Below are 20,465 nucleotides of genomic sequence, written 5' to 3' on the forward strand. Positions count from 1 at the left end.
TCTCTGCTGTTGAAAACTTGATATCGAGGCGCTGGCTCATCCCTTCACCGCTCCCATCGTCAGGCCGGCGATGAAGTGCCGCTGCATCAGGAAGAACATGACGACGGGCGGCACGGCGACGACGATGGTGCCGGCGGAAATCAGGTTCCAGGCCGAGACCCACTCGCCGCGAAGATTGGCAAGGCCGGCAGTCACAGGTTTGACGGAGTCGCTGACGGTCAGCACCACGGCCCAGAAATAATCGTTCCAGATGAAGGTGAAGATCAGGATGGCGAGTGCGGCAAGCGCCGGCCGCACCAGCGGGATCGCAACATGCCATAGGGTCTGGAAGGGAGAGGCCCCCTCGGCGCGCGCCGCCTGGAACAGTTCATCGGGTAATGCCGCGATGAAATTGCGCATGAACAGCGTCGCAAAGCCGGTCTGGAAGGCCACATGGAAGATGATCAGCGCCGCCGTGGTATCGATCAGGTCGAGCCGGACCATCAGGTCGCGCACCGGGATCATCATGATCTGGTGCGGCAGGAAATTGCCGCCGACGAACAGCGCGAAGATCAGCATGTTGCCGGGAAAGCGGTAGCGCGACAGCACATAGCCGGCGAGCGTGGAGAGCACCAGCACGCCGATCACCGAGGGAATGGTGATCGTCAGGCTGTTGAGGAAGTAGCGAGCCATCGGCGTCTGCGTGAAGACAGCAGTATAGTTGTCGATGACGCCGATCCCGGTCGGCCATCCCCACAGATTGCCGCCCATGACATCCTCGGTCGAGCGGAACGAAGTGAGGATGATCGCAAACAGCGGGCAGAGCCAGAGCAGCAGGACGATGACGACGGCGAGCACGTAGAGGCGGCGCTGCCAGATGGCGGCATCGGGAATGGGACGAGGATACATCAGCCTCCCCTTTCTTCGGTATGGATGATGCGGCTGAGGTACCAGACGATGAAGACGGCCATGATCGCGAACAGCACCGAGGCGATCGCCGCGCCGTAACCGAAGCGGTAGGAGAAGATCGACTGTTCGAACATCTGGTAAGCGAGAACCGAGGACGAACCGAAAGGGCCGCCGTTCGTCATCACCGAGACCATGTCGAAGGATCTGAGCGCCCCGACGACGGTGACGGCAATGGCGATGAAGGTGACCTGGGTCAGCTGCGGCAGCACGATGTGCCACAACATGTTCCAGCCCCTCGCCCCATCGACGCGCCCTGCCCCGATCAGCTCTTCACTCAAATTGTTGAGGCCGGCGAGATAAAGCACCATGCAGAAGGTGATCTGCGGCCAGAGCGCTGCAATCACGATGGCGAAAGTGACGAAATGCTCGTCGGAGAGAACCGCTGGCGCCGTCGCCCCGAAGGCCTTGAAGATCAGCGCGAGCAACCCGAACTCCGGCGTATAGACCCAGGTGAAGACGACGCCGACCGTCACCGAGGCAAGCACCAGCGGAATGAAGAACAACGACTTCAGGAAGCGCATGCCGCGGATTTTCTGGTTGACCAGCAGCGCGATGGCGAGCCCGAGAGGTGGTGCCGCCATGAACATCACCAGCCAGATCAGGTTGTTCTTCAGCGACACGTAGAATTGCGGATCGTTGTAAAGCTCGACGTAATTGCCGAAGCCGATCCACACCATCGGGCCGAAGCCATCCCAGTCGTGCAGGCTGATCCAGAGGCTCCTGATGGCCGACAGCAGGATGACGGTGAAGAACAGCCCGATCGCGGGCGCGATGAGCAAAGTCGGGGTGAGCCACCAACGCTGGCGGCACCATAACATCAACATATCAGGAGCCTCATTTGCGACAAAAGCAAGCGGCGACCCGCCCCTCATCCGGCTGCCGCCACCTTCTCCCCGTAAACGGGGCGAAGGGGATATGCGGCAACCTCTCGGTTCCCCACCAGCCTCTCGTATGGCACGTCCCCTCGCCCCGTTTACGGGGAGAGGGTTAGGGTGAGGGGCAGCCTCAGGCGAAGAACCAGGCGTGGGCCGGCACCCGCCCCTTAAATCTTGTAGATCCGCTTGCGCGTGCCTTCGAGGCGCGTCAGGATGGCCTTGCGCCGGTCGGGTTTGGCCATGAACTCCTGGAAGCCAACGAGCCCCGCCTGCGCCATGTCGGGGTCGCTGTCGCGGTCGTAATATTGCGACGTGCCCTGCACCGTCTTCATCGTCTCGACGGCGACATTGACGAGCGGATCCTTGCTCGGCGGCAGATCGCTGCGCGGCGGCACGTTGCCGGCCGGCTCCAGATAGGCCGCCAGGTTCTCGGGCTTGTAGAAGTAGGCGAGGAATTCGCGTGCGCCCTGCTTGTTCTTGGCCGTGGCGGGAATGTGGATCGAGTTGACCGAGAACTCCTCGTAGTGACCGACCTTGGCGTCGAGCACCGGGAAGGTCGCATAGGAGAGCTGCGGCAGATCTTCGGCGGTGAAAGCCGAGCGCAGGAAAGCGCCGAGGTTCATCATGCCGGCCTTCTTCTGCGCCAGGAGCGCCGCAGCCTCCTGCCAGCCGAAAGACGTGTGGTTCTCCGTGAAGAACCCCTTCGAAATCATCGCCTCCCACTGGTCGAAAACCGCCGTCAGCGCGGGATCGAGATAGCTCATCTCGCCGTTCATCAGCGCCATATGCTTGTCGAGGCCGTTGATGCGCAGGTTCATCTGGTCGAACCAGCCGGCCGCCGGCCACAATTCCTTGGTGCCGATCGCGACAGGCGTAATGCCCGCGGCCTTGCATTTGTCGCCATAGGCCATGAATTCTTCGGCCGTCTTTGGCACGGTCAGACCATGCTGCTCGAACACGTCCTTGCGGTAGAACATGCCCCAGAGCGTGCCGCCGGTGGGAAGGCCATATTGCTTGCCCCCGTCGGTGACGGCGCCGGCCGTGGCACCCAGCACGTCCTTGTACTTCTCCTTCTCGAAAAGGTCGGAGATGTCGTCAAACAGGCCGCGCTTGACGAAGGCGCGCATGCGGTTGCCCGAAAACCAGGAGCAAATGTCAGGCGCGCCGGCGACGAGATAGTTGCGAATGGCCGTCTTGTGGGCCTCGTGGTCCATATTGTTGATGACGACGTTGACGCCGGCTTCCTTGCTGAAGCTCGCGGCGATCGCCTTCAGCGCGTCGAGTGCGGCGCCATTGTTTTCGGCAGAGATCATCGTGACCTCCTGGGCCTGCGCGATCGCAGGGATCGGAAAACTACCGGTGACCGCAGCGGCAGACACCATGCCCGCACCCTTCAGGAAGCTCCTGCGGGTGGTTGACGGAAATTTTGAAAATGCCATTGAATTCCTCCCAGTTGATCGATCAACATCTCCCGACCGTCGCCTCCTCCATGAAACGACCGACCAGGCATTCAACGCTGCGATCCGCTCGGCGATTCCAGCGATAATCCGCCTGGCTGAGTTGATCCGCGGCCGAACTTATGCATAGATCTTTGCAGCTCGCAATAATTAATTTACAAAATTAAGGAATGTATCGTGAAGTTAAAAGGCGACCAGACCACGGCGAGAGCCATGAACCGACGCCTCATCCTCAACCTTCTCCGGCGGGAGGGGCCGAGGAGCCGCGCCGATATCGCCACCGTGATTGGTTTAAGTCCCGCCGCCGTCACCTTCGTCGTCGCCGACCTTTTGGAGGAAGGCATCGTCAGCGAAGGGAAGACCGTGCCCGGCCTCACCGGCCGCCGCCCGATCCCGGTGGATATCAACTACGAGCACGCGCTCGCCGTCGGCTTCAAACTGATGGTCGATTCGGTGGAGTGCGTCGCAACCGACCTTGCCACCAACCCCGTCGCCGCCATGCGGGTAAGCCTCGACGGCCACGACCCGCATAAGGTCGCCGACCTGCTGGCGAGCACGGTTCCCGAGCTGGTGAAGCTCGCCGGCCGGCCCGACGCGAAGCTCGCCGGCATCGGCATCTCCATGCCCGGCGTCATCAACCACGAACAGACGGCCTGCGTGCGCAGCTACCGATTCAAGTGGGACAATGTCCCCCTCGCCTCACTGGTCGCTACCCGCGTCCATGTCCCGGTCTGGCTGGAAGACGACACCAACGCCTATGCCATCGCCCAGCAGCTCTTCGGGCTCGGCCGCCAGCACCGCAACATGGCCGTTCTCGCCATCGGCGTCGGCATCAGCTGCGCGCTTGTCATCGACGGCAAGCTCTATCGCGGCGCAAATGGCGCGGCCGGCAAGTTCGGCCACACTCTCTACGAGGAGAACGGCCGGCTCTGCGAATGCGGCAAGCGCGGCTGTCTGATGGCCTATCACTCCCAAATCTCGATGCTCCGGCGCTGGCGGGAGGCGACCGGCCACGAGGAACTCGGTCTGCCGGAATTGTCGGGCGCGCTCGCATCAGGCGATGCCACCGCCCTCGCGCTCGTTGCCGATTCCGGCCGCGCCCTCGGCACCGCCCTTGCCAATCTCGTCAACATTACCGATCCCGAAGTCATCGTCGCCGGCGGCGAAGCCGTCTCCCTCGGCGACCCTTTCCTGACGCCGCTACGCGAAGCCCTCGCTGCCCGAACCTTCCGAACCGCCCCGCCCCTCTTGCCTGACTGGGAGGACAATTCCTGGGCCCGGGGGGCGGCCGCGCTGGTCACCCAGAAAATATTCGACTTCGAATCCTCCGGCGGCATCACGGACATTGCCAGCTTGGCGAGTGTCATGACCGCGGGCTCGTCGTCGGCGGCGTAAAGCCGTGAGAGATCGGTGGGATTGCTTGTCGGGTAAGGCGTGCCGTGCAAAGCCCCCCTCTGGCCTGCCGGCCATCTCCCCCACAGGTGGGGAGATTGGCTGGGCTCACTGGCCTCCCCAAACAATGAGCGTCCAGCACGGCGAAACGGTAGACGAGCAAGCAGTTCAAGCCACTTGTCATCTCCCCACCTGTGGGGGAGATGCCCGGCAGGGCAGAGGGGGGCTCCAGGCCCACCCTGTCGCAAGCAACGTTGGCCCGAACCGATGCCGGCCCAATCTTGGACAGTATCTCACGCAGACCAATCCCGCCGCGCCGCAGATACACTGGCTTACAAAAATGCGGGTTTACCGACACATCCCTGGTTCAATCATCGACTTAAATCCCGATGCGGCCAACCGGTCGGAAGTGGTCAATTCAGGAAGGATGACGACATGAAAATGATCCAGGCTATCGCGCTCGCCCTTGTTCTCGGCGGCGCAGCCGCAGCACATGCAGAACAGCCGATACAGCGCACCGATCTCATCACGAGCGATATCGATGTGCCAGGCCACGAGGTCGTTCAGGTGCGCGTCGATTTGGCTCCAGGCGTTCTCGCCCCCAATCACTCGCATCCCGGCGAGGAAGTCGCCTTCGTCATCGAGGGAACCCTGGAATATCAGCTCGAGGGCAGAAAGCCCGTTACCCTAAACGCCGGCCAATCCCTGTTCATCCCCTCGGGTGTCGTTCACTCGGCGAAGAACGTCGGCAACGGCAAGGCGTCGGAATTGGCAACCTACATCGTCCGCAAAGGGGCGCCGCTCGTCGTGCCTGCCAAGTGAGCCGTTCGTAGAAATTTCCGTCCGGATCGGGGGCTGCCGCGGCAGGGATCCTCGGATCAAGGTTCCGCCCTCGCATGGCAACTCCCTTCGCCCCGTTCACGGAGAGAGGGTTAGTGCGAAGGGCTCCCCCGAGCCGAATGGCGACGGACAGCGCTTGCGTTGGAGCCACCGTTTCGCCCTTGCGGTCCCCTTCCATTCACGGCAGCATGTCCGTGTCCTCAATCATCTGAACCTCTCACATCAGGAGGATTACCATGGCAACGTCGGAGCGCCCCTCCTTTGTCGTCCACTGGAGCGAGATCGAACGGCCTGACGACTCGCATTATGACGATGACGACGAGTTGATGAGCATCGGCGCGCCTTTCGGACGCTATTTCGGCCTGGCGAAATTGGGCATTCATCACGAGCGTTTGCCGCCTGGTCGCCGCACATCCTTTCCGCATGCCGAGAGTGCCGAGGAAGAATTTGTCTATGTCATCGAAGGCACGCCCGACGTCTGGCTCGATGGCCATCTCCATCGGCTGAAGCCCGGCGACGCCGTCGGATTTCCTGCCGGCACCGGGATCGCCCATAGTTTCCCCAACAACACGCAAGCCGAAGTGCACCTCCTCGTCGTCGGCGAGCGCCACAAGGCCGAGAACCGCATTTTCTACCCGCTCCACCCTCACCGCAGACCGCTGCATAATGATTGGTGGGATGACCATCCCACCCATACCCTCGGTCGGCACGATGGAATGCCGGACCTGGTGCGGGAAGCAAAGGGCCGAGAAAACAGCGAATAGATCAACCAGGCCGATAGCCGGCCGCAATGGCGGCTTCGCGCAAAGCCGAGACCAAGGCTTGGCTGGAGCTTCGACAGTTATGGGCTCGCGCCAGCCAACCGCAAGAGTTCATCATTTTCGTTTACAACGCCTTCCGTCAGCCGGGCGGCGGCAATCAGGGGAAGCCAGGCGAGAATGCCGCTGACCTCCGACCCAGTGAGCGAGGCGTAAGTTTCGACATAATCCATCGCCCGGTCCGGCATCGCATGGTGCAACAGGACGTATGTTCGGCAGACATCGGCCAGAGGATTGCCGCAGCAGGCGTCGAGCCAATCGACGATCATAAACCCCTGCCCCGAGCCGTGAATATTCCACGGGTGTAAATCGCCGTGACACACCCTGTCACCATCTGGCAGGGATTCGAGTTGCGCCAGAAGCCGATTTCTGGATGAAGAATCCAAGTGCTCGGCCCGGCGGATCCTGGCGAAAAGCCTCGCCATGAGAGACGGCAACCCGTCGCCCGGCTTTTCGTGAATGCTTCGATGCAGTTGCGCCATTTCTTCAAGCGGCGCCCTTCCTGCCGTCGAGACGAATTGGTCGGCAAAACAGGAGTTGGGCGCGCGATCCATCAACACGCCCCAGCGCCCATCGAATTCGCCGACCGCGTGGACTTTTGGCGCCGGCAGCGCGAGCCTCTCAAGGATCGACAGGTTCGCGGCCTCCCTGAATGACGATGCCTTGGATGCGGCTGGTCTGTACAGCTTCAGCGCCAAGGCCCCATATTCGAAGACCTCGGCCTCTTTACCCGAACCAAGGAGCCGACCGATTTCGATCATTGCGGTGCCTCCGTCTGAATTCAGCAGGTGGATGGTGATCTCGCGAAAAATGCCGCGATCACCGCCATCGCAGTTTGCCACGGTCGACCAAAACAGGTGAGCGAAATTGTCGAGGCAGCACCTGCAGGTGGCACGCTTGGCCGGCGGCCATAGGCCTCCAAAGAGACGCCGGGCGCTTGCATCTGGACGCGCTCCATGCGTTGGATTCGTCCTTAAACTAATCCGGATAATTTGTCAGAGGAGCGTCGACGATGAAGACCGCCATCATATTCGACTGTGAATTTCTTTGCCTGGAAGGCTCGCAACGCAGATTTTGGTGCGCGGCCCACGATCCCGATCCCGTCATTGCACAGATCGGAGCCGTCAAGCTTGGCCTCGAGGGCGAGTTTCCGATCCTCGATACGTACAAGTCCTATGTTCGGCCCATCGATCGCTTCGGCAAGAGGTATCCGCTCGATCCTTATTTCACCAATCTGACCGGCATCACCGAGGAGGATATCGACACCCATGGCGTGGCGTTGCAGGATGCCCTTTCCGGCGTCGACAGATTCTCGGGCGGCGCCCGGTTTTGGTCGTGGGGCAAGGACGAGCTGAACATGTTGGCCATCAGCTGCTATGTCGCCGGCGTTCAGCCTGCCATCCCGGCCCGCCGCTTCGACAACGCCGTCAAGCTTCTCGTCGCTGCGGGCATGCCGATCGAGGATTTGGCAAAGACGCCCAGCAACAAACTGGCCGACTATTACCAGGTCGAACATCCTCCATTGCGGGGGCATGACGGGCTCGACGACGCTCTGTCGATATCATACGCGCTGCAGCATCTGATGAAGATCGCGAAATTGCAGCCCGCGGTTTTCGACCGAATCTGAGGACAGAGAGAGCGTCATGATCCTCCACTACCGCGCAAACTTGCGAGCGCCGGCGACGCAGAGGATGACGGCAACGGTCACGGCAAGCATGGCTGAGGTCACAGGCTCGTGCAGCAGGGTTGCGGCGAGCGCCAGGCCGAAGAACGGCTGGAGCAGCTGCAATTGACCGACGGCGGCGATGCCGCCCTGCGACAGGCCGCGATACCAGAAGATGAAGCCGATCAGCATGGAAAACAGCGAGACATAGGCAAGGCCGAGCAGCGCCGGCGCTTCGATGCCTGAGAAGGTCTCCGGCCGATGGAAAAGCGCGACCGCGACCGTCACCGGCAGCGAAAGCACAAGCGCCCAGGAAATCACCTGCCATCCGCCGAGCGTGCGCGAAAGCCTGCCGCCTTCGGCATAACCGAGGCCGCAGACGACGACGGCCGCCAGCATCAGCAGATCACCGACCGGCGAGGCCGTCAGGCCCTGTGTCAATGCGAATCCCGCCACCAGCGCGCTGCCGAGAACGGAGAACAGCCAGAATGCCGGCTTCGGCCGTTCTCCGCCACGGATCACGCCGAAGATCGCGGTCGCGAGCGGCAGCAGGCCGATGAAGACGATCGAATGGGCTGAGGTGACATGCTGCAGCGCCAGCGCCGTCAGCAAGGGAAAGCCGACAACGACGCCCAGCGCCACGACGGCCAAAGAGAGAATATCACCTCGGCTCGGCCGCTTTTCTCTGAAAGCAATCAGCAGGCCGAGGGCGAGGAAGCCGGCGATCGCCGCGCGCGCCACAGTGAGGAAAACCGGATCGAACTGCATCACCGCCACGCGCGTGGCCGGCAGCGATCCGCTGAAGATCACCACCCCGATAAAACCATTGATCCATCCCGATGCCACACGGTCCATGATGCCCTACACTCCTTCATTCTCTGACTCTTATCGGCCAACATGGATGGCCATGACAGTGACAATCTGATACGATTTTGCGAAACTGTAATGGTCCAGAAAGCAATACGGATGAACGAGGGACGCACGCGCGTGGAGATGGTCGCCGCGACGATCAGGCAACGCATCGCCGGGCGCAGCCTGACGCCGGGCGCAAAGCTACCATCTGTGCGGGGGCTGGCCGCGACGTTGAAGCTGTCGACATCGACAGTCGTCGACGCTTATGAGCGGCTGGTCGCAGAAGGCGCGATCCTGGCAAGGCCGGGTTCGGGATTCTACGTCGCCAACCAGGCAGCCCCCTTTGCGCTTGCCGAGGTCGGGCCGAAGCTCGACCGCGCGGTCGATCCGTTCTGGATATCGCGGCAATCGCTGGAGGCGGGCGAAGCCGACCTGAAGCCCGGCTGCGGCTGGCTGCCGCCCTCCTGGCTACCGGGGGACGGCATGCGCCGCGGGCTGAGAACGCTTGCCCGCGCCGACGGGCCGGCGCTCGCCGACTACGGCTCGCCGCTCGGCTTGCCGCAACTGCGCCAGCTGATTTCCCGCCGCATGAGCGAACGGGGGATCGAAGCCTCCCCTGATCAAATCATGCTGGCCGATTCCGGCACGCAGGCAATCGATCTGCTCTGCCGTTTCCTGCTGGAACCCGGCGACACGGTGCTGGTCGACGATCCCTGCTATTTCAATTTCCATGCGCTGCTACGCGCCCATCGGGCAAAGATCGTCAGCGTACCCTACACCGCGTCCGGTCCCGATGTCGAACTGTTTGCGCAAGTCGTCGCCGATGAGCGGCCGCGGCTCTACATCACCAACTCCGCCATCCACAATCCGACCGGCGCAACCTTGTCTCCCGTTACGGCTCACCGGGTTCTAAAACTCGCCGACCAGTTCGACCTGACCATCATCGAGGACGATATCTTCGCCGACTTCGAGCACACGCCGGCGCCCCGCCTTGCCGCCTTCGACGGGCTCGAGCGGGTCATCCACATCGGCAGCTTCTCGAAGACCCTGTCGGCCTCGGCCCGCTGCGGCTTCGTCGTGGCCAAGCCGGAATGGATCGACGGCCTGACGGACCTGAAGATCGCCACCTCCTTCGGCGGCGGCCGGCTGACGGCGGAACTGGTGCTGAACGTCTTGAGCGACGGCAGCTATCGCAAACACATCGAGACGCTGAGACACCGGCTCTCCCGAGCGATGAGCGAGGTCTCGGCCAAGCTGAAGGGCTTAGGGATAACGCCCTGGCTGGAGCCCCAGGCTGGAATGTTCCTCTGGTGCCGGCTGCCCGACGGCATCGATGCGGCTGATGTGGCGCGAGCCGCATTGGAAAAGAGGATCGTTTTGGCTCCCGGAAATGCATTCAGCCTGTCGCAATCGGCAACGAATTTCATGCGCTTCAACGTGTCTCAAACGCTCGATCCGCGTGTCTTCGAGGTGCTGGGCGATATCCTGGCAGGAAGAGGATGATGGAAGGTGGGCCGTCGGGGATCGAGCGCCCTCTTCTCGCGGCGTCCACCAACGCTGATTGTTTAGGAGCGGTATTCACCAACGTCCCTCATCCTGAGGCTCGTAGCCCAGAGGGCGAAGCCTCGAAGGACACGCCGCAACGCAGCTCCTTGCATGCACCACGCCGGCGCGCCCGCCTCGCCCTTCAACGCCCCTGCGGGGCGCCTCAGGATGAGGCTCTCTTGGGTCCCGCCGGCGACCATCAAAACGACCGGTGGACCGCCTTGTCGTTGGCAAGGCGCGTCACGCATCCTTCGAGCTTGGCGAGCAGCAGATCGAAGTCGAGCGGCTTCGTCAGATAGTCCGCCGCTCCGCCACGCAGGCCGGCAAGCGTGTTTTCCCGGTCGGTCAGTGCCGTCAGCAGGATGAAGGGAATATTGGAGAGCTCCGGGTGATTGATCTGAATTTCCGCCAGAAGCTGGTGCCCATCCATGACAGGCATCGAAATGTCGCTGATGACGATATCGGGCCATTTCGACAGGATCATCTCCAGCCCTTCGGCGCCGTTCGAGGCCTCGAGCGTCTTATAGCCGGCTTCGCTCAATTCTTCGACGAGGAGGTTCCGGATCTCGACTTCGTCTTCTATGCACAGGACTGTAACCATGAGCTCTTCCTTAAGCTGCGACTTGTTGATCCGACAATAGAAATTCTATTGGCAGAAGAAGGGTGAATGTTGTGCCTTTGCCGAGTTCGCTCGTCACCTCGACGGTGCCGCCATGCAGTTCGACGACCTGCTTGACGACGTTGAGACCAATGCCCGTTCCGGCAATGCCCGTCGCGCTGCGGGCGCGATAATAGGGCTGGAACAGCTTCGGCAGATCCTCCGCATCCATGCCGATGCCGCTGTCGGAGATGGCGATCTCCACCGTCTTCTCGTCGGCCCGGGCGCGAACATGAATATCAGGCGCGTCGGGAGAATATTTGACGGCGTTCGAAATCAGATTGGTGAAGACCTGTTCCATCGCGCTGCGGTCGAACGTCAATATGTCAGGTACGGGCTCAAGATCGAGATGGAACAGATGCGAGCGGCTGAGATGGCGCTGCCTGTCGCAGCAGGTCACGAGCAGGGCTTTCAGATCGCCTTGGCTGCGCTTCAGTGTGATCTGTCCGGTTTCGAGCCGGCCGCTGGCGAGGATGCTCTCCATCAGGTCGACCATGCGCACGACAGCGCTGCGGATCACGCCGGCTTTTTCGTGAACGTAATCGCCGCTGACGTTGGTCGTCGAGCGGCAGAGCCGCTGGGCAGCGGCGTCGATGATGGCGAGCGGCGTGCGAAACTCGTGCGAAGCCATGGCGACGAACTGGCGCTGGAGCGCATTCACCTGGCGTTCGTGCACCAGCAGGCGGTCCAGTTCCTCTCTCTGCCTTTCGATCTCGGCCGTTCGATCGGCCACCATCTCTTCCAGATGGTTGCGGTGGTGGGTGAGCTGCGCCTGGCTGTCCAGCAGGGTCAGCGAGGTCCGATGCAGACCTCGTCCGAGCCAGAAGACGACGGCGATCAGCAGCGCCAGGCAGCCGAGCCCCGCCGGCGCAATCTGTTTAAGCAGCATGAATCCGGGCAGGATAGGCGGCCACACGAGGTAACCGATCGTGCCGCCGTCATCGGACAACACAGGCACCTGCGCCCGCTCGTCCTCACCTTTCGACGGCGCGAAGTGCAAGCCTTCGAGCCGCGCATAATGGGCGATGCTTTCGGCAGCCTTTCCATCGAGGAACGTGACCGAGACGGCGATGAACTCCTGGCCCGCCTCGATCTGCATCCGGGCCGAGCTCGGCAGAATAGGACGCGCGCTTGCTATCGCCGGCCTGTTGCCGATCATGATCGTCCGAACCTTGGCCAGTTGACCGAGCGCTTCGGCGCCAGGTTTTGCAGCCGGCTCGACGAGAACGGCGCGCATCTCACCGGCGAGAGCGGTCACTTCTCGGCCGTCGTCGTCACCGAGCCGCGGCAGCATGGCATCCGCGCCGTCGCGGAACGCAAACATCAGGCGATTGGTATCGTCGAAGATATAGGTCCTGTCGTGCCCGAAATACCGGCTCGTCCACTGGCCGACATTCTCGAGCAGCCATTCATGGTTCCGCTGCTTCGCGTAAAGGAAGGCATCGTCCCATTTGGTGACGCTTTCCTGCTCCCGGGGAAGTGCCGCGATCTGCTCTTCCAGTCCTTGGCGGACGAAGTCAGCCTGCCGGCGCAGGGAGAGATCATCGACCTTCACCGCCGCGATCCACGCAAATCCGCACAGCAATGCAGCCGCCGCGCAGGTGAGCGTCACCAAGACGAATGTAATGTGGGATGTGAGCCCGACCTTCAATACCTGCAACCTTTTGATGGCGCCCGCTGCCGAGAAATTGACACGCAAAGGTTGACGGACCGTGAATTATGCGCTCCCGCGCGGGTCCGCGGCAGGTCTCCGATAGGCATTCCGCAATCGTTGAGGGAGAAGCACATGGATGCAGCAGCATTGTCGGATACGCCAGGCATCAGGATCGAGCCGATCGCTGCCGCCCATATCGACAGCTTTCATCATGCGCTCGACCTGGTCGCGCGGGAGAAAAAATACCTTTCCATGCTGGAAGCAACTCCACTGCCGCAGACGCGTGAGTTCGTGATGGGCATGATTGAGAAAGGCAATCCGCAATTCGTTGCCATCGCTCAAGACCAAGTCGTCGGTTGGTGCGATATCAGCCGGCATTTTTTCCCGTCGCACGCCCATCGCGGAAAACTCGGAATGGGGATCCTTCCCGCCTATCGGGGCAAGGGTCTCGGACGAAGGCTCATCGAGACGACATTGAGAGCCGCGCAGAAAGGCGGTTTCGCCAGGGTTGAACTCGATGTTTACGAAGACAACGCCCGTGCTATCGCCCTCTACGAAAAGATGGGATTTGCCCGCGAAGGCATCGTCCGGCGTGCGGCACGCATCGACGATCGGTTCATCGATGCGATCAGCATGGCGCTTTTGTTCGATGAGCGCTCCTTCTCATAGATCCTGATATCGCCGTCGATTTCTGAAAAAGCTCCCGCAAGCCCGACTGATCATCATTTTGGCCTGCCTAATGCCCAGTGCGCCTGCGGCGCAATTAAACTGATAGTCAGCGACTGGATTTCTCTGCCCCAGACATGCATTTCAAACCGGTCCTACTCAATATGCCCGATGCGGCACCCCCCACCTTAGTCACAGTATGCGGACATGAAGAGAACAGCTATGCGTGGGCGATCGGGTAACCGCCCGCCCCTGCCCACCTCTTCTTGGACGATGGACGAAACGAAGGAAGGAACGGTTGGATGAAACTTTACTCTGCGCCCGGATTCTCCAGCTTGGCGGACCACATCGCGATGCTGGAGGCTGGAATTCAATTCGACCTGGTCAAGGTCGACCTAGAGACGAAGCAGATTGAAGGGGGCGGCCGATACATGGACATCAATCCGACGGGCTATGTGCCCGCCCTTATGTTCGACGATGGTGAGATGCTGACCGAAAATGTTGCCATCCTGGCTTGGATCGCCGACCGCGCACCGGAGTTGGCACCGCAGGGTCATCTGGGCCGCGTCCGCCTGCTTGAGATGCTGAGCTTTATCGCAACCGAGATTCACAAGCGCTTTCCCACCTACCTATCGCTTCCGGAGGAAGTCAGGGAGCCGACGGGCCAGCAAATAGTGCACTGGTTCGGCTTCGTCGCCGGCCGACTTGAGCGGGGTTATCTGTTCGGAGAGACCTTCACGGTCGCTGATGCCTATCTTTTCCAACTCGCGTGGGGCGCAGCTCAACTCGGGTTCGCTCTGCCCGAGCCGTTAGGCGAATACATCGCACGGATAGAACAACGGCCGGCGGTGCAAGCCGCGCTGCACCGCGAGGGCCTGGCATGAGCGGGCTGATGATCCGCACTGACGGGGTCGAGCTCGCGACGCAGAGCTTCGGCAATCCGAACCAGCCGCCACTACTTCTGATCATGGGCGGAATGGCGTCGATGCTGTGGTGGCCGGAGGAATTCTGCGGTCGGCTCGCCGAACCGGGTCGCTTCGTGATCCGCTACGACCAGCGCGATTCCGGCCTTTCGACCAAATATCCGCCCGGTCGGCCCGGCTACACCTTCGAGGACGCCGTCGATGACGTGTTCCGTGTGCTCGACGGCTATGGAATCCCGAACGCTCATATCGTCGGCTTTTCCCTTGGCGGCATGGTCGGGCAGGCGGCCGCACTGAAGAGCCCGGAACGCGTGCTTTCCCTAACGGCGATCAGTACCTCGCCGGTCGGTGTGGATACATCCCATTTCCCTCCGAGCGGCGAGGGCTGGCTGGAACATATGGCCGTGGAGGCGGACTGGTCGGACCGGGCGGACGCAGTCGCGTACCTGATCGAGGATGCGCGCCTGACCGCCGGAACGACACATCCATTCGACGAAGCCGGAACTCGAGCCTTCCTCGAACGGGACTTCGACCGCTCCGGAGGCTATCTGAGCGCCACCAACCACAGCGTCCTCTTTGAGATCGGCGAGACATGGCGGGGTCGGCTCGACGAGATGAAGGTACCGCTTCTCGTCCTTCACGGCACCGCCGATCCGGTCTTTCCGCCGACGCACGGAGAGACACTCGCGCGGACTGTGACAGATGCGAAGTTCGTGAAGATCGAAGGTGGCGGCCACGAACTTCATCCCGGAGATTGGGAAGAGATCATTTCCGCCATCGACGAACATGTCGCAAGATCGATGTGCGTCTAGTAACAGAGACAAGCCAAATGGCAATTCAGATATTGGGTCGTGCCCGGCCACTCCCCCTATCGGGCGAAAGCCTCGAACGGATTGTCGTGGGTCAGGCGCATCAGGGTGCCGTCGTCTATGCCCCGCCGTTTCAGCTCGGGCAGCAAGACGGTAGAAAGATGCGTATACGGTTTGGGTATCCCGCCCATCGGCTGCGCCGGATCGAACCAGCCGCGGTCATGGCTCAGCAATAAGCGATCGCCGCAGCCCGCCTCCAGCGCCTTGATCACCAGCTCCGCCACCTCGTTGTCCCCCGCCCGGCCGACATGGTCATACTCGATCCAGGCGCCGCGGTCGGCGACGGCGACATTAAGGGCGAAGTCCTGTTCTTCCTGCGTGTGGATCGAGATGAACCTGTCGGCCCGGTAGCCCTCCGCCTCGATGACATCGAGCTGATCCATGACGACCCGTCCCCTGATCGTATGACTGCCGATGACGGCGTCCGTCTGCACCGCCGCGCGCGCGGCGGCCCGCAGGATTTTCGTCTCGAGCGCCGTCATACCGTCATCGCCGGCGCTGAGCTTGATCCAGCCTGCCTGGAACCCGGTCTCGTCGATCTGCTCCGTCAGCTCGCGGAGCATCCATGCCTCCAGCTCCTTCTCGGAAGCATGGCCGATCCATTCGGGAATCCAGGGCTCGCGGTAATTGCCGGTGGGCACGACGATCGGAAAATCCGTCGCAAGCGACACGGCAAGATCGATATCCGCGCGGCGTCCGACGCCGCCCGTCGAGCATTCGACCAGTGCCGTCACCCCGAGCTTTTTGATCCGCTCGATCTCGGGGGCCATCAGCCGAACGACGTCTTCGATCTCTGCTTCGGCATAACCGGGCTGGTCGGGCGTCCTGAGGTCGACGAAGACGTGCTCGTGCGGCAGGATCATCCCAAGTTCGGATTTGCTCTTAGGCCCGAGCGTCGTGCGCAGATGTTTCAAAGTCTCTCCCCCTACCGTCGCACTGGCTTGGCGTACAGCCCTACTGCATAATTCCTTAAATCGGAATCGATTTAAGGATAAAATTATGCAGCCATTCAAAGTGCTACAGCGTGCTTTGCGCGTCTGAAAAGACGCGCAAAGCTGTAGACCGACACCGAAGCCTCGACACTGCCCGCGAAAGTAGATCCTCACGTGACGAAATCAATCGCTCATTCGATCGAAATTCTTGCAGCTTGATCCTTGATGTCGATTTCCGCCCTGGCGCCCGGATTGCCGGCGACCTGACTGTTGCCGGGGAGGTATGCCGCATCGGCCTCTTCGGCGTCGCATCGGCTACTTCCCCTTCCCCTCCTTGCCCTGCGCCGGCCGGCTGATCGCGCGGACCTTGCCGCTGGCGCCACCGCCGCAGAAGAAGCAGTCGGCGCCGTCGGATTCGAGGCCGGAGACGCCGGTTCCCTCGGGCATCTCCAGCCGCTCCAGCACCTCTCCGGTTTCGGGGTCGATGCGCCTGACGTCGCTGTCATCGCCCTCCCAGGTGCCGTGCCAGAGCTGGCCGTCGACCCAGGTGACGCCTGTCACGACGCGGTTGGATTCGATGGTGCGGAGGATCTTTCCGGTTTCCGGGTCGATCTGATGGATCCTGCGGCCGCGGTGCTGGCCGACCCAGAGCGAGCCTTCGGCCCAGGCAAGGCCGGAATCGCCGCCATTGCCGGGCGCCGGGATGGTGGAAAGGATACGTCCGGTCTTCGGGTCGATCTTGTGAATGACATCCTCGGCAATCTGATAGAGAAACGTGCCATCGAAAGCCGTTCCGGCATGCGATGCGATCTCGATCGAGCGCACCACCTCGCCGCTTGCGGGATCGAGCGCGTTCAGCCTGTCGCCCGAGGCGAACCAGACGTGTTCACCATCGAAGGTGACGCCGTTGACGCGCTCGGCGCCGGGAAAGGGTCCATATTCACGGATGATCGTCGCAGCCGATTTTTTCATCTCTTCCATCCTGTTTGCCCCGTTTAACCAGGGCCGTCCTCATCTGTCAGGCCATACTAGTCGCTTGGCAAAGGTCCCGGGAGTAACAAGATCGTCGGGAAACCGGGCAGCGGCGGGCTCATCCAGCGCCGCGCCCGCCCGCGCCCGAAGGATTGCACCTTGCCCTCCCCGGCAAGCGAATCCAGCGCCCGCTGCACGGTGCGCGGGCTGGCGCCGAGCGCGATTGCCAGCGCCGAACTCGACCACGCCTCGCCATCGGCGAGAAAGGCGAGCACCGCCCCATGCTGTCCTTCGACCAGTGGTGCCAGCACGGCGGTCTCGCCGGCGCGCCGTGGCGAAAGCGCAAAGCCGCGTTTCGTCGCCGAAACCTCGGCGAGCGCCCTGAGCTCGGCGCGCAACCGGCCGATCTCGACGCGCAGCCGGGCACGATGCGATTCATCCGCATGTTTGCCACGGAAGGCACGCGCGACCAGCGTGCCCCTGGCCATATCCCCCGGCCAGGCTTCGGCAAGCGCGCGGGCGAGCGCGAAGAGCACAGGCCGCGTTGCCAGCGACACGGAAAGCTGATCGTCGCGCACGACATGACGGCAGGCATCGACGACGAGCGCGCCCGAACCTAGCAGCTCTTCCACCTCTTCCAGCAGCAACGGGCTTTCCCGCCAGCGCGAAATCAGCCGTGCCACCGGCGCGCTGAGCACGCCGGCGGCATTTTCCACCTCCGCCGTCAATACGGGCATACCGGCCTCGCGCGCCGCCTGCCTCGCCCGGTCAAGCGCCGCACGCGCCGCTTTCGTCTGCAGGCGCCGGATCGCGATGCCCGCGACCACCAGCTCGTGGGCAGCCCTTGCCGCCGGCGGCAGTGGCGTCGGGTCGAGTGTTTCGAGCGCCCGCTCGGCCTCGTCGAGCCGGCCGATCAGCACCAGCCGGCGAAGCTCGACATTCCTGGCATGGGCGGCATTGACCCTGTCGCCATGCGCTTCGAGCACCTTGCGCGCCGCCTCCAGCGCTTTGGGCGGCCAGGTGAGATCGCGCGAGACCAGCGCGATCTCGGCCTCGGCGACCACGCAGCGGGCTCGCGCCACCGCCTCCCGCGGGCCGAAAGCACGCGCCGCACTCTTCAGCAGCGCCTTGGCGCGGACGAGATCGCCGAGCTGCGCCATCGCAATGCCGCGCAGCGCTAAGGCCGGCGCATCGTCGCGCAGCGCCACCCGCTTCAGCGCGCCGAGCGCATCTCCCACTGCCAGCGCCTGCGCCGCTGCCGTGATCAGCGAGTCCATTCAAATCCCGTCACACTTGTCACTCCCACCATTTCCGCACCCGGCCTTAGATTTATCGTCGACCGGCAAGCAAGCCTGCACCGGATGCTACGACGAGAGACAGGCAAAGGAGAAGACCCATGACGATACAGCTGAACGCAACACGCCAGCAGTGGCTGGTGGCTCGCCTCGATCTGCTCGAGGAGGAAAAGGAGCTGACCCGGCAGAGCGACGCGCTGGCGATGAAGCGCCAGCAATTGCCGCGTGTCAGGATCGACAAGCAATATCGCTTCGACACCGACGGCGGCAACATCTCGCTGAAAGACCTCTTCGGCGGCCGCTCGCAGCTTCTCGTCTATCACTTCATGTTCGGACCGGATTATACCGCGGGATGCCCCTCCTGCTCGTCGATCGCCGATGGCTTCAACGGCTTCTTCGTCCATCTCGAAAACCACGATGTCGCCTTTTGGGCGGTCTCGCGCGCGCCGCTCGCAAAACTTGACGCGTTCAAGCAGCGCATGGGCTGGAGTTTTCCTTGGGCCTCCTCCTTCGGCAGCGACTTCAACGGCGATTTCAGCGTCTGGTTCTCGGCCGAGCAGCAGCACCAGGGCGACGTAGACTATAATTACCGCCGGGAGCCGCCCGCCCCCGAACCCGCCTTAGAACAACTTGCCGCCAAGACTGTCCCGGAATGGCAGCCGCGCGACAGCGAGGCCCCAATCACCCAGATCGCCGCCATGACCGGCACCGATGTCCCCACCTATACCCGCGACCGGCCGGGTGTCAGCGCCTTCGAACTCATCGATGGCGCCGTCTACCACAGCTATTCCAGCTATGCGCGCGGGCTGGACGGGTTATGGGGCATGTACCAATGGCTCGACCGCGCCCCCAAGGGCCGCAACGAAACCGGCATCTGGTGGCGCCACCACGACCGGTACGGCAAGGAGTGACGCCGATGCTGCTTTCCGCCCACACTCCAGAGCGGGGCGACGGCAATGTCGCTCTCAACGCCGCCGAATGGCTCTCGCTGGCTGCCGCCGCGGACGGATCAGCTGCTAAGCCGAGCAGTGGCAGGGCTAGCCCGGGCAGCCGGATCGCCGCCCACGCCGGCGACTGGCTATCACTCGCCGCCGCCCCGACATTCGCGATCATGGCGCTGCTGACGGCCACGACCGGCAGCGCCGACATGATCTGCATGACGGCGCCGGATGCCTTCCCGATCGGCGGAATGGTGCCCATGTACCTGCTGATGAGCGGCTTCCACCTGGCGCCCTGGTTGCGGCTCGCCGCCGGCTGGCGGGGCTTGAGCCCCCGATAACGCTCCGCGACGCTGCCGGTATCTCTTCTCCCCAGCGGGGAGAAGAGGGAGCAAGCCGCACTCCCGCTCGGCCGCGTCCGGCTTTACCTCCTTATCGGCGCGATCAAGTTCATGCCTTCACCTCGATAAAGTCGATCGGCCCGCCGGCAATCTCGTCATCGAAGACCGCGCAGGAAAGCTTGCCGCCGAAGACGCAGCCGCTGTCGATGTTGGTGCGGTTTCCTGTCGTCACCGGATTGGACAGCGACGGCGTATGGCCGTGGACGAGGTGTTTGCCCCAATAGTCGCTGGACTCACCGGGAGGGAACCGCAACCAGAGAAGATCGTGCTTGGTCTGCCGTTCCAGCGAAAATTCCGGAACAACGCCGGCATGGACAAAGATGCGATATCGATCAAAATGCATGAGGGGACGATCGGCAGCCCATTGCAGATGCTGGGGCAGAACTCTGCCGCCATAGGACATTTCGGTTTCAAGTCCGCCGATGCCGCTGCCGATCCACACGTCTCTGCTATCGCTATTGATATCGGCATAGGCAGCGACCATCAGGTCCTCATGATTGCCTTTCAGGCAGATCCATCGCCACGGGTCCGATGGACCGGCGATGATCCGGTCGAGGACGCTTTTGCTGTCAGGCCCGCGATCGACATAGTCGCCAACGAAGACGACGGTCCCTTCAGACGCATAAGCCTCGATCCGATCGATCATCCTGTTCAGCGGATCGATACAGCCGTGGATATCACCTATGGCGAACGTGTAGCGCATGCTTCATTTTTAGCGCCTGTCGGGGGTCTTGGATACGATTTCCTGTGAGAACAGGAATGACGGA

General features: G+C 62.3%; 21 protein-coding genes. 10 read left to right on the forward strand and 11 right to left on the reverse strand.

What is annotated here, in order from left to right; genetic code table 11:
* Positions 1 to 36: 36 nt before the first annotated feature.
* The 3 genes from RL_RS16030 to RL_RS16040 all read right to left on the reverse strand — a co-directional run bounded on the left by RL_RS16030 (position 37) and on the right by RL_RS16040 (position 3,262).
* On the reverse strand, positions 37 to 888 hold the full coding sequence (locus tag RL_RS16030; RefSeq protein WP_011652615.1) for a carbohydrate ABC transporter permease: 852 nt from the start codon (positions 886 to 888) through the stop codon (positions 37 to 39).
* Positions 888 to 1,772: a carbohydrate ABC transporter permease gene (locus RL_RS16035; RefSeq protein WP_011652616.1), complete on the reverse strand. Its 885-nt coding sequence runs from the start codon at positions 1,770 to 1,772 to the stop codon at positions 888 to 890. The genes RL_RS16030 and RL_RS16035 overlap by 1 nt, the downstream gene beginning before the upstream one ends.
* Before the next feature lie 218 nt (positions 1,773 to 1,990).
* The gene (locus tag RL_RS16040; RefSeq protein ID WP_041936385.1) at positions 1,991 to 3,262 is read right to left on the reverse strand and encodes an ABC transporter substrate-binding protein; all 1,272 of its coding nucleotides are present in this window, start codon (positions 3,260 to 3,262) and stop codon (positions 1,991 to 1,993) included.
* A gap of 195 nt (positions 3,263 to 3,457) precedes the next feature.
* Between RL_RS16040 and RL_RS16045 the strand changes: the two genes are divergently transcribed.
* The 3 genes from RL_RS16045 (at position 3,458) to RL_RS16055 (ending at position 6,276) form a co-directional block, all read left to right on the forward strand.
* On the forward strand, positions 3,458 to 4,675 hold the full coding sequence (locus RL_RS16045; protein ID WP_011652618.1) for an ROK family protein: 1,218 nt from the start codon (positions 3,458 to 3,460) through the stop codon (positions 4,673 to 4,675).
* A gap of 432 nt (positions 4,676 to 5,107) precedes the next feature.
* A complete protein-coding gene (locus tag RL_RS16050) occupies positions 5,108 to 5,494 on the forward strand; it encodes a cupin domain-containing protein (protein ID WP_011652620.1) in 387 nt (128 codons plus the stop codon).
* Between the two features lie 254 nt (positions 5,495 to 5,748).
* Positions 5,749 to 6,276 carry a cupin domain-containing protein gene (locus RL_RS16055; RefSeq protein WP_011652621.1) on the forward strand — a complete coding sequence of 176 codons (528 nt, stop codon included), beginning with the start codon at positions 5,749 to 5,751 and terminating at the stop codon, positions 6,274 to 6,276.
* A 77-nt stretch (positions 6,277 to 6,353) separates the two neighbouring features.
* Here the strand turns inward: RL_RS16055 and RL_RS16060 are convergent, their stop codons facing one another.
* Positions 6,354 to 7,091, reverse strand: coding sequence for a phosphotransferase family protein (locus RL_RS16060; RefSeq protein WP_011652622.1), 738 nt, complete (start codon positions 7,089 to 7,091; stop codon positions 6,354 to 6,356).
* A gap of 251 nt (positions 7,092 to 7,342) precedes the next feature.
* Here RL_RS16060 and RL_RS16065 point away from each other — a divergent pair, with 251 nt between their 5' ends.
* Positions 7,343 to 7,957 carry a 3'-5' exonuclease gene (locus tag RL_RS16065; protein WP_011652623.1) on the forward strand — a complete coding sequence of 205 codons (615 nt, stop codon included), beginning with the start codon at positions 7,343 to 7,345 and terminating at the stop codon, positions 7,955 to 7,957.
* 27 nt (positions 7,958 to 7,984) lie between these two features.
* On the opposite strand, the gene RL_RS16070 is transcribed toward RL_RS16065, so the two are convergent.
* On the reverse strand, positions 7,985 to 8,848 hold the full coding sequence (locus RL_RS16070; protein ID WP_011652624.1) for a DMT family transporter: 864 nt from the start codon (positions 8,846 to 8,848) through the stop codon (positions 7,985 to 7,987).
* A gap of 90 nt (positions 8,849 to 8,938) precedes the next feature.
* Between RL_RS16070 and RL_RS16075 the strand changes: the two genes are divergently transcribed.
* Positions 8,939 to 10,348 carry a PLP-dependent aminotransferase family protein gene (locus tag RL_RS16075; RefSeq protein ID WP_011652625.1) on the forward strand — a complete coding sequence of 470 codons (1,410 nt, stop codon included), beginning with the start codon at positions 8,939 to 8,941 and terminating at the stop codon, positions 10,346 to 10,348.
* A gap of 241 nt (positions 10,349 to 10,589) precedes the next feature.
* On the opposite strand, the gene RL_RS16085 is transcribed toward RL_RS16075, so the two are convergent.
* On the reverse strand, positions 10,590 to 10,991 hold the full coding sequence (locus RL_RS16085) for a response regulator (RefSeq protein ID WP_003560657.1): 402 nt from the start codon (positions 10,989 to 10,991) through the stop codon (positions 10,590 to 10,592).
* Between the two features lie 10 nt (positions 10,992 to 11,001).
* Positions 11,002 to 12,747: a sensor histidine kinase gene (locus RL_RS16090; RefSeq protein ID WP_049778389.1), complete on the reverse strand. Its 1,746-nt coding sequence runs from the start codon at positions 12,745 to 12,747 to the stop codon at positions 11,002 to 11,004.
* 87 nt (positions 12,748 to 12,834) lie between these two features.
* On the opposite strand from RL_RS16090, the gene RL_RS16095 reads away from it, so the two are divergent.
* From RL_RS16095 to RL_RS16105, 3 genes are all read left to right on the forward strand, one after another.
* Positions 12,835 to 13,371 (forward strand): GNAT family N-acetyltransferase, encoded by a 537-nt coding sequence (locus RL_RS16095; protein WP_011652627.1) that lies wholly within the window; start codon positions 12,835 to 12,837, stop codon positions 13,369 to 13,371.
* 299 nt (positions 13,372 to 13,670) lie between these two features.
* Positions 13,671 to 14,252: a glutathione S-transferase N-terminal domain-containing protein gene (locus tag RL_RS16100; RefSeq protein ID WP_011652628.1), complete on the forward strand. Its 582-nt coding sequence runs from the start codon at positions 13,671 to 13,673 to the stop codon at positions 14,250 to 14,252.
* Complete coding sequence (locus tag RL_RS16105) at positions 14,249 to 15,103, forward strand: alpha/beta fold hydrolase (RefSeq protein WP_011652629.1); 855 nt, start codon at positions 14,249 to 14,251, stop codon at positions 15,101 to 15,103. The genes RL_RS16100 and RL_RS16105 overlap by 4 nt, the downstream gene beginning before the upstream one ends.
* 56 nt (positions 15,104 to 15,159) lie before the next feature.
* Here the strand turns inward: RL_RS16105 and RL_RS16110 are convergent, their stop codons facing one another.
* The 3 genes from RL_RS16110 to RL_RS16120 form a co-directional block, all read right to left on the reverse strand.
* Positions 15,160 to 16,074, reverse strand: coding sequence for a phosphotriesterase family protein (locus tag RL_RS16110; RefSeq protein WP_011652630.1), 915 nt, complete (start codon positions 16,072 to 16,074; stop codon positions 15,160 to 15,162).
* 333 nt (positions 16,075 to 16,407) lie between these two features.
* A complete protein-coding gene (locus RL_RS16115) occupies positions 16,408 to 17,064 on the reverse strand; it encodes a Vgb family protein (protein ID WP_011652631.1) in 657 nt (218 codons plus the stop codon).
* Between the two features lie 56 nt (positions 17,065 to 17,120).
* Positions 17,121 to 18,341 carry a hypothetical protein gene (locus tag RL_RS16120; RefSeq protein ID WP_011652632.1) on the reverse strand — a complete coding sequence of 407 codons (1,221 nt, stop codon included), beginning with the start codon at positions 18,339 to 18,341 and terminating at the stop codon, positions 17,121 to 17,123.
* A gap of 119 nt (positions 18,342 to 18,460) precedes the next feature.
* Here RL_RS16120 and RL_RS16125 point away from each other — a divergent pair, with 119 nt between their 5' ends.
* Positions 18,461 to 19,270 (forward strand): DUF899 domain-containing protein, encoded by an 810-nt coding sequence (locus RL_RS16125; protein ID WP_011652633.1) that lies wholly within the window; start codon positions 18,461 to 18,463, stop codon positions 19,268 to 19,270.
* A 5-nt stretch (positions 19,271 to 19,275) separates the two neighbouring features.
* Positions 19,276 to 19,638: a hypothetical protein gene (locus RL_RS16130; protein WP_011652634.1), complete on the forward strand. Its 363-nt coding sequence runs from the start codon at positions 19,276 to 19,278 to the stop codon at positions 19,636 to 19,638.
* 109 nt (positions 19,639 to 19,747) lie between these two features.
* Here the strand turns inward: RL_RS16130 and RL_RS16135 are convergent, their stop codons facing one another.
* Positions 19,748 to 20,401, reverse strand: coding sequence for a metallophosphoesterase family protein (locus RL_RS16135; protein WP_011652635.1), 654 nt, complete (start codon positions 20,399 to 20,401; stop codon positions 19,748 to 19,750).
* Positions 20,402 to 20,465: the final 64 nt, after the last annotated feature.

The sequence above is a fragment of the Rhizobium johnstonii 3841 genome (assembly GCF_000009265.1).
In the GTDB taxonomy this organism is placed as follows: domain Bacteria; phylum Pseudomonadota; class Alphaproteobacteria; order Rhizobiales; family Rhizobiaceae; genus Rhizobium; species Rhizobium acaciae.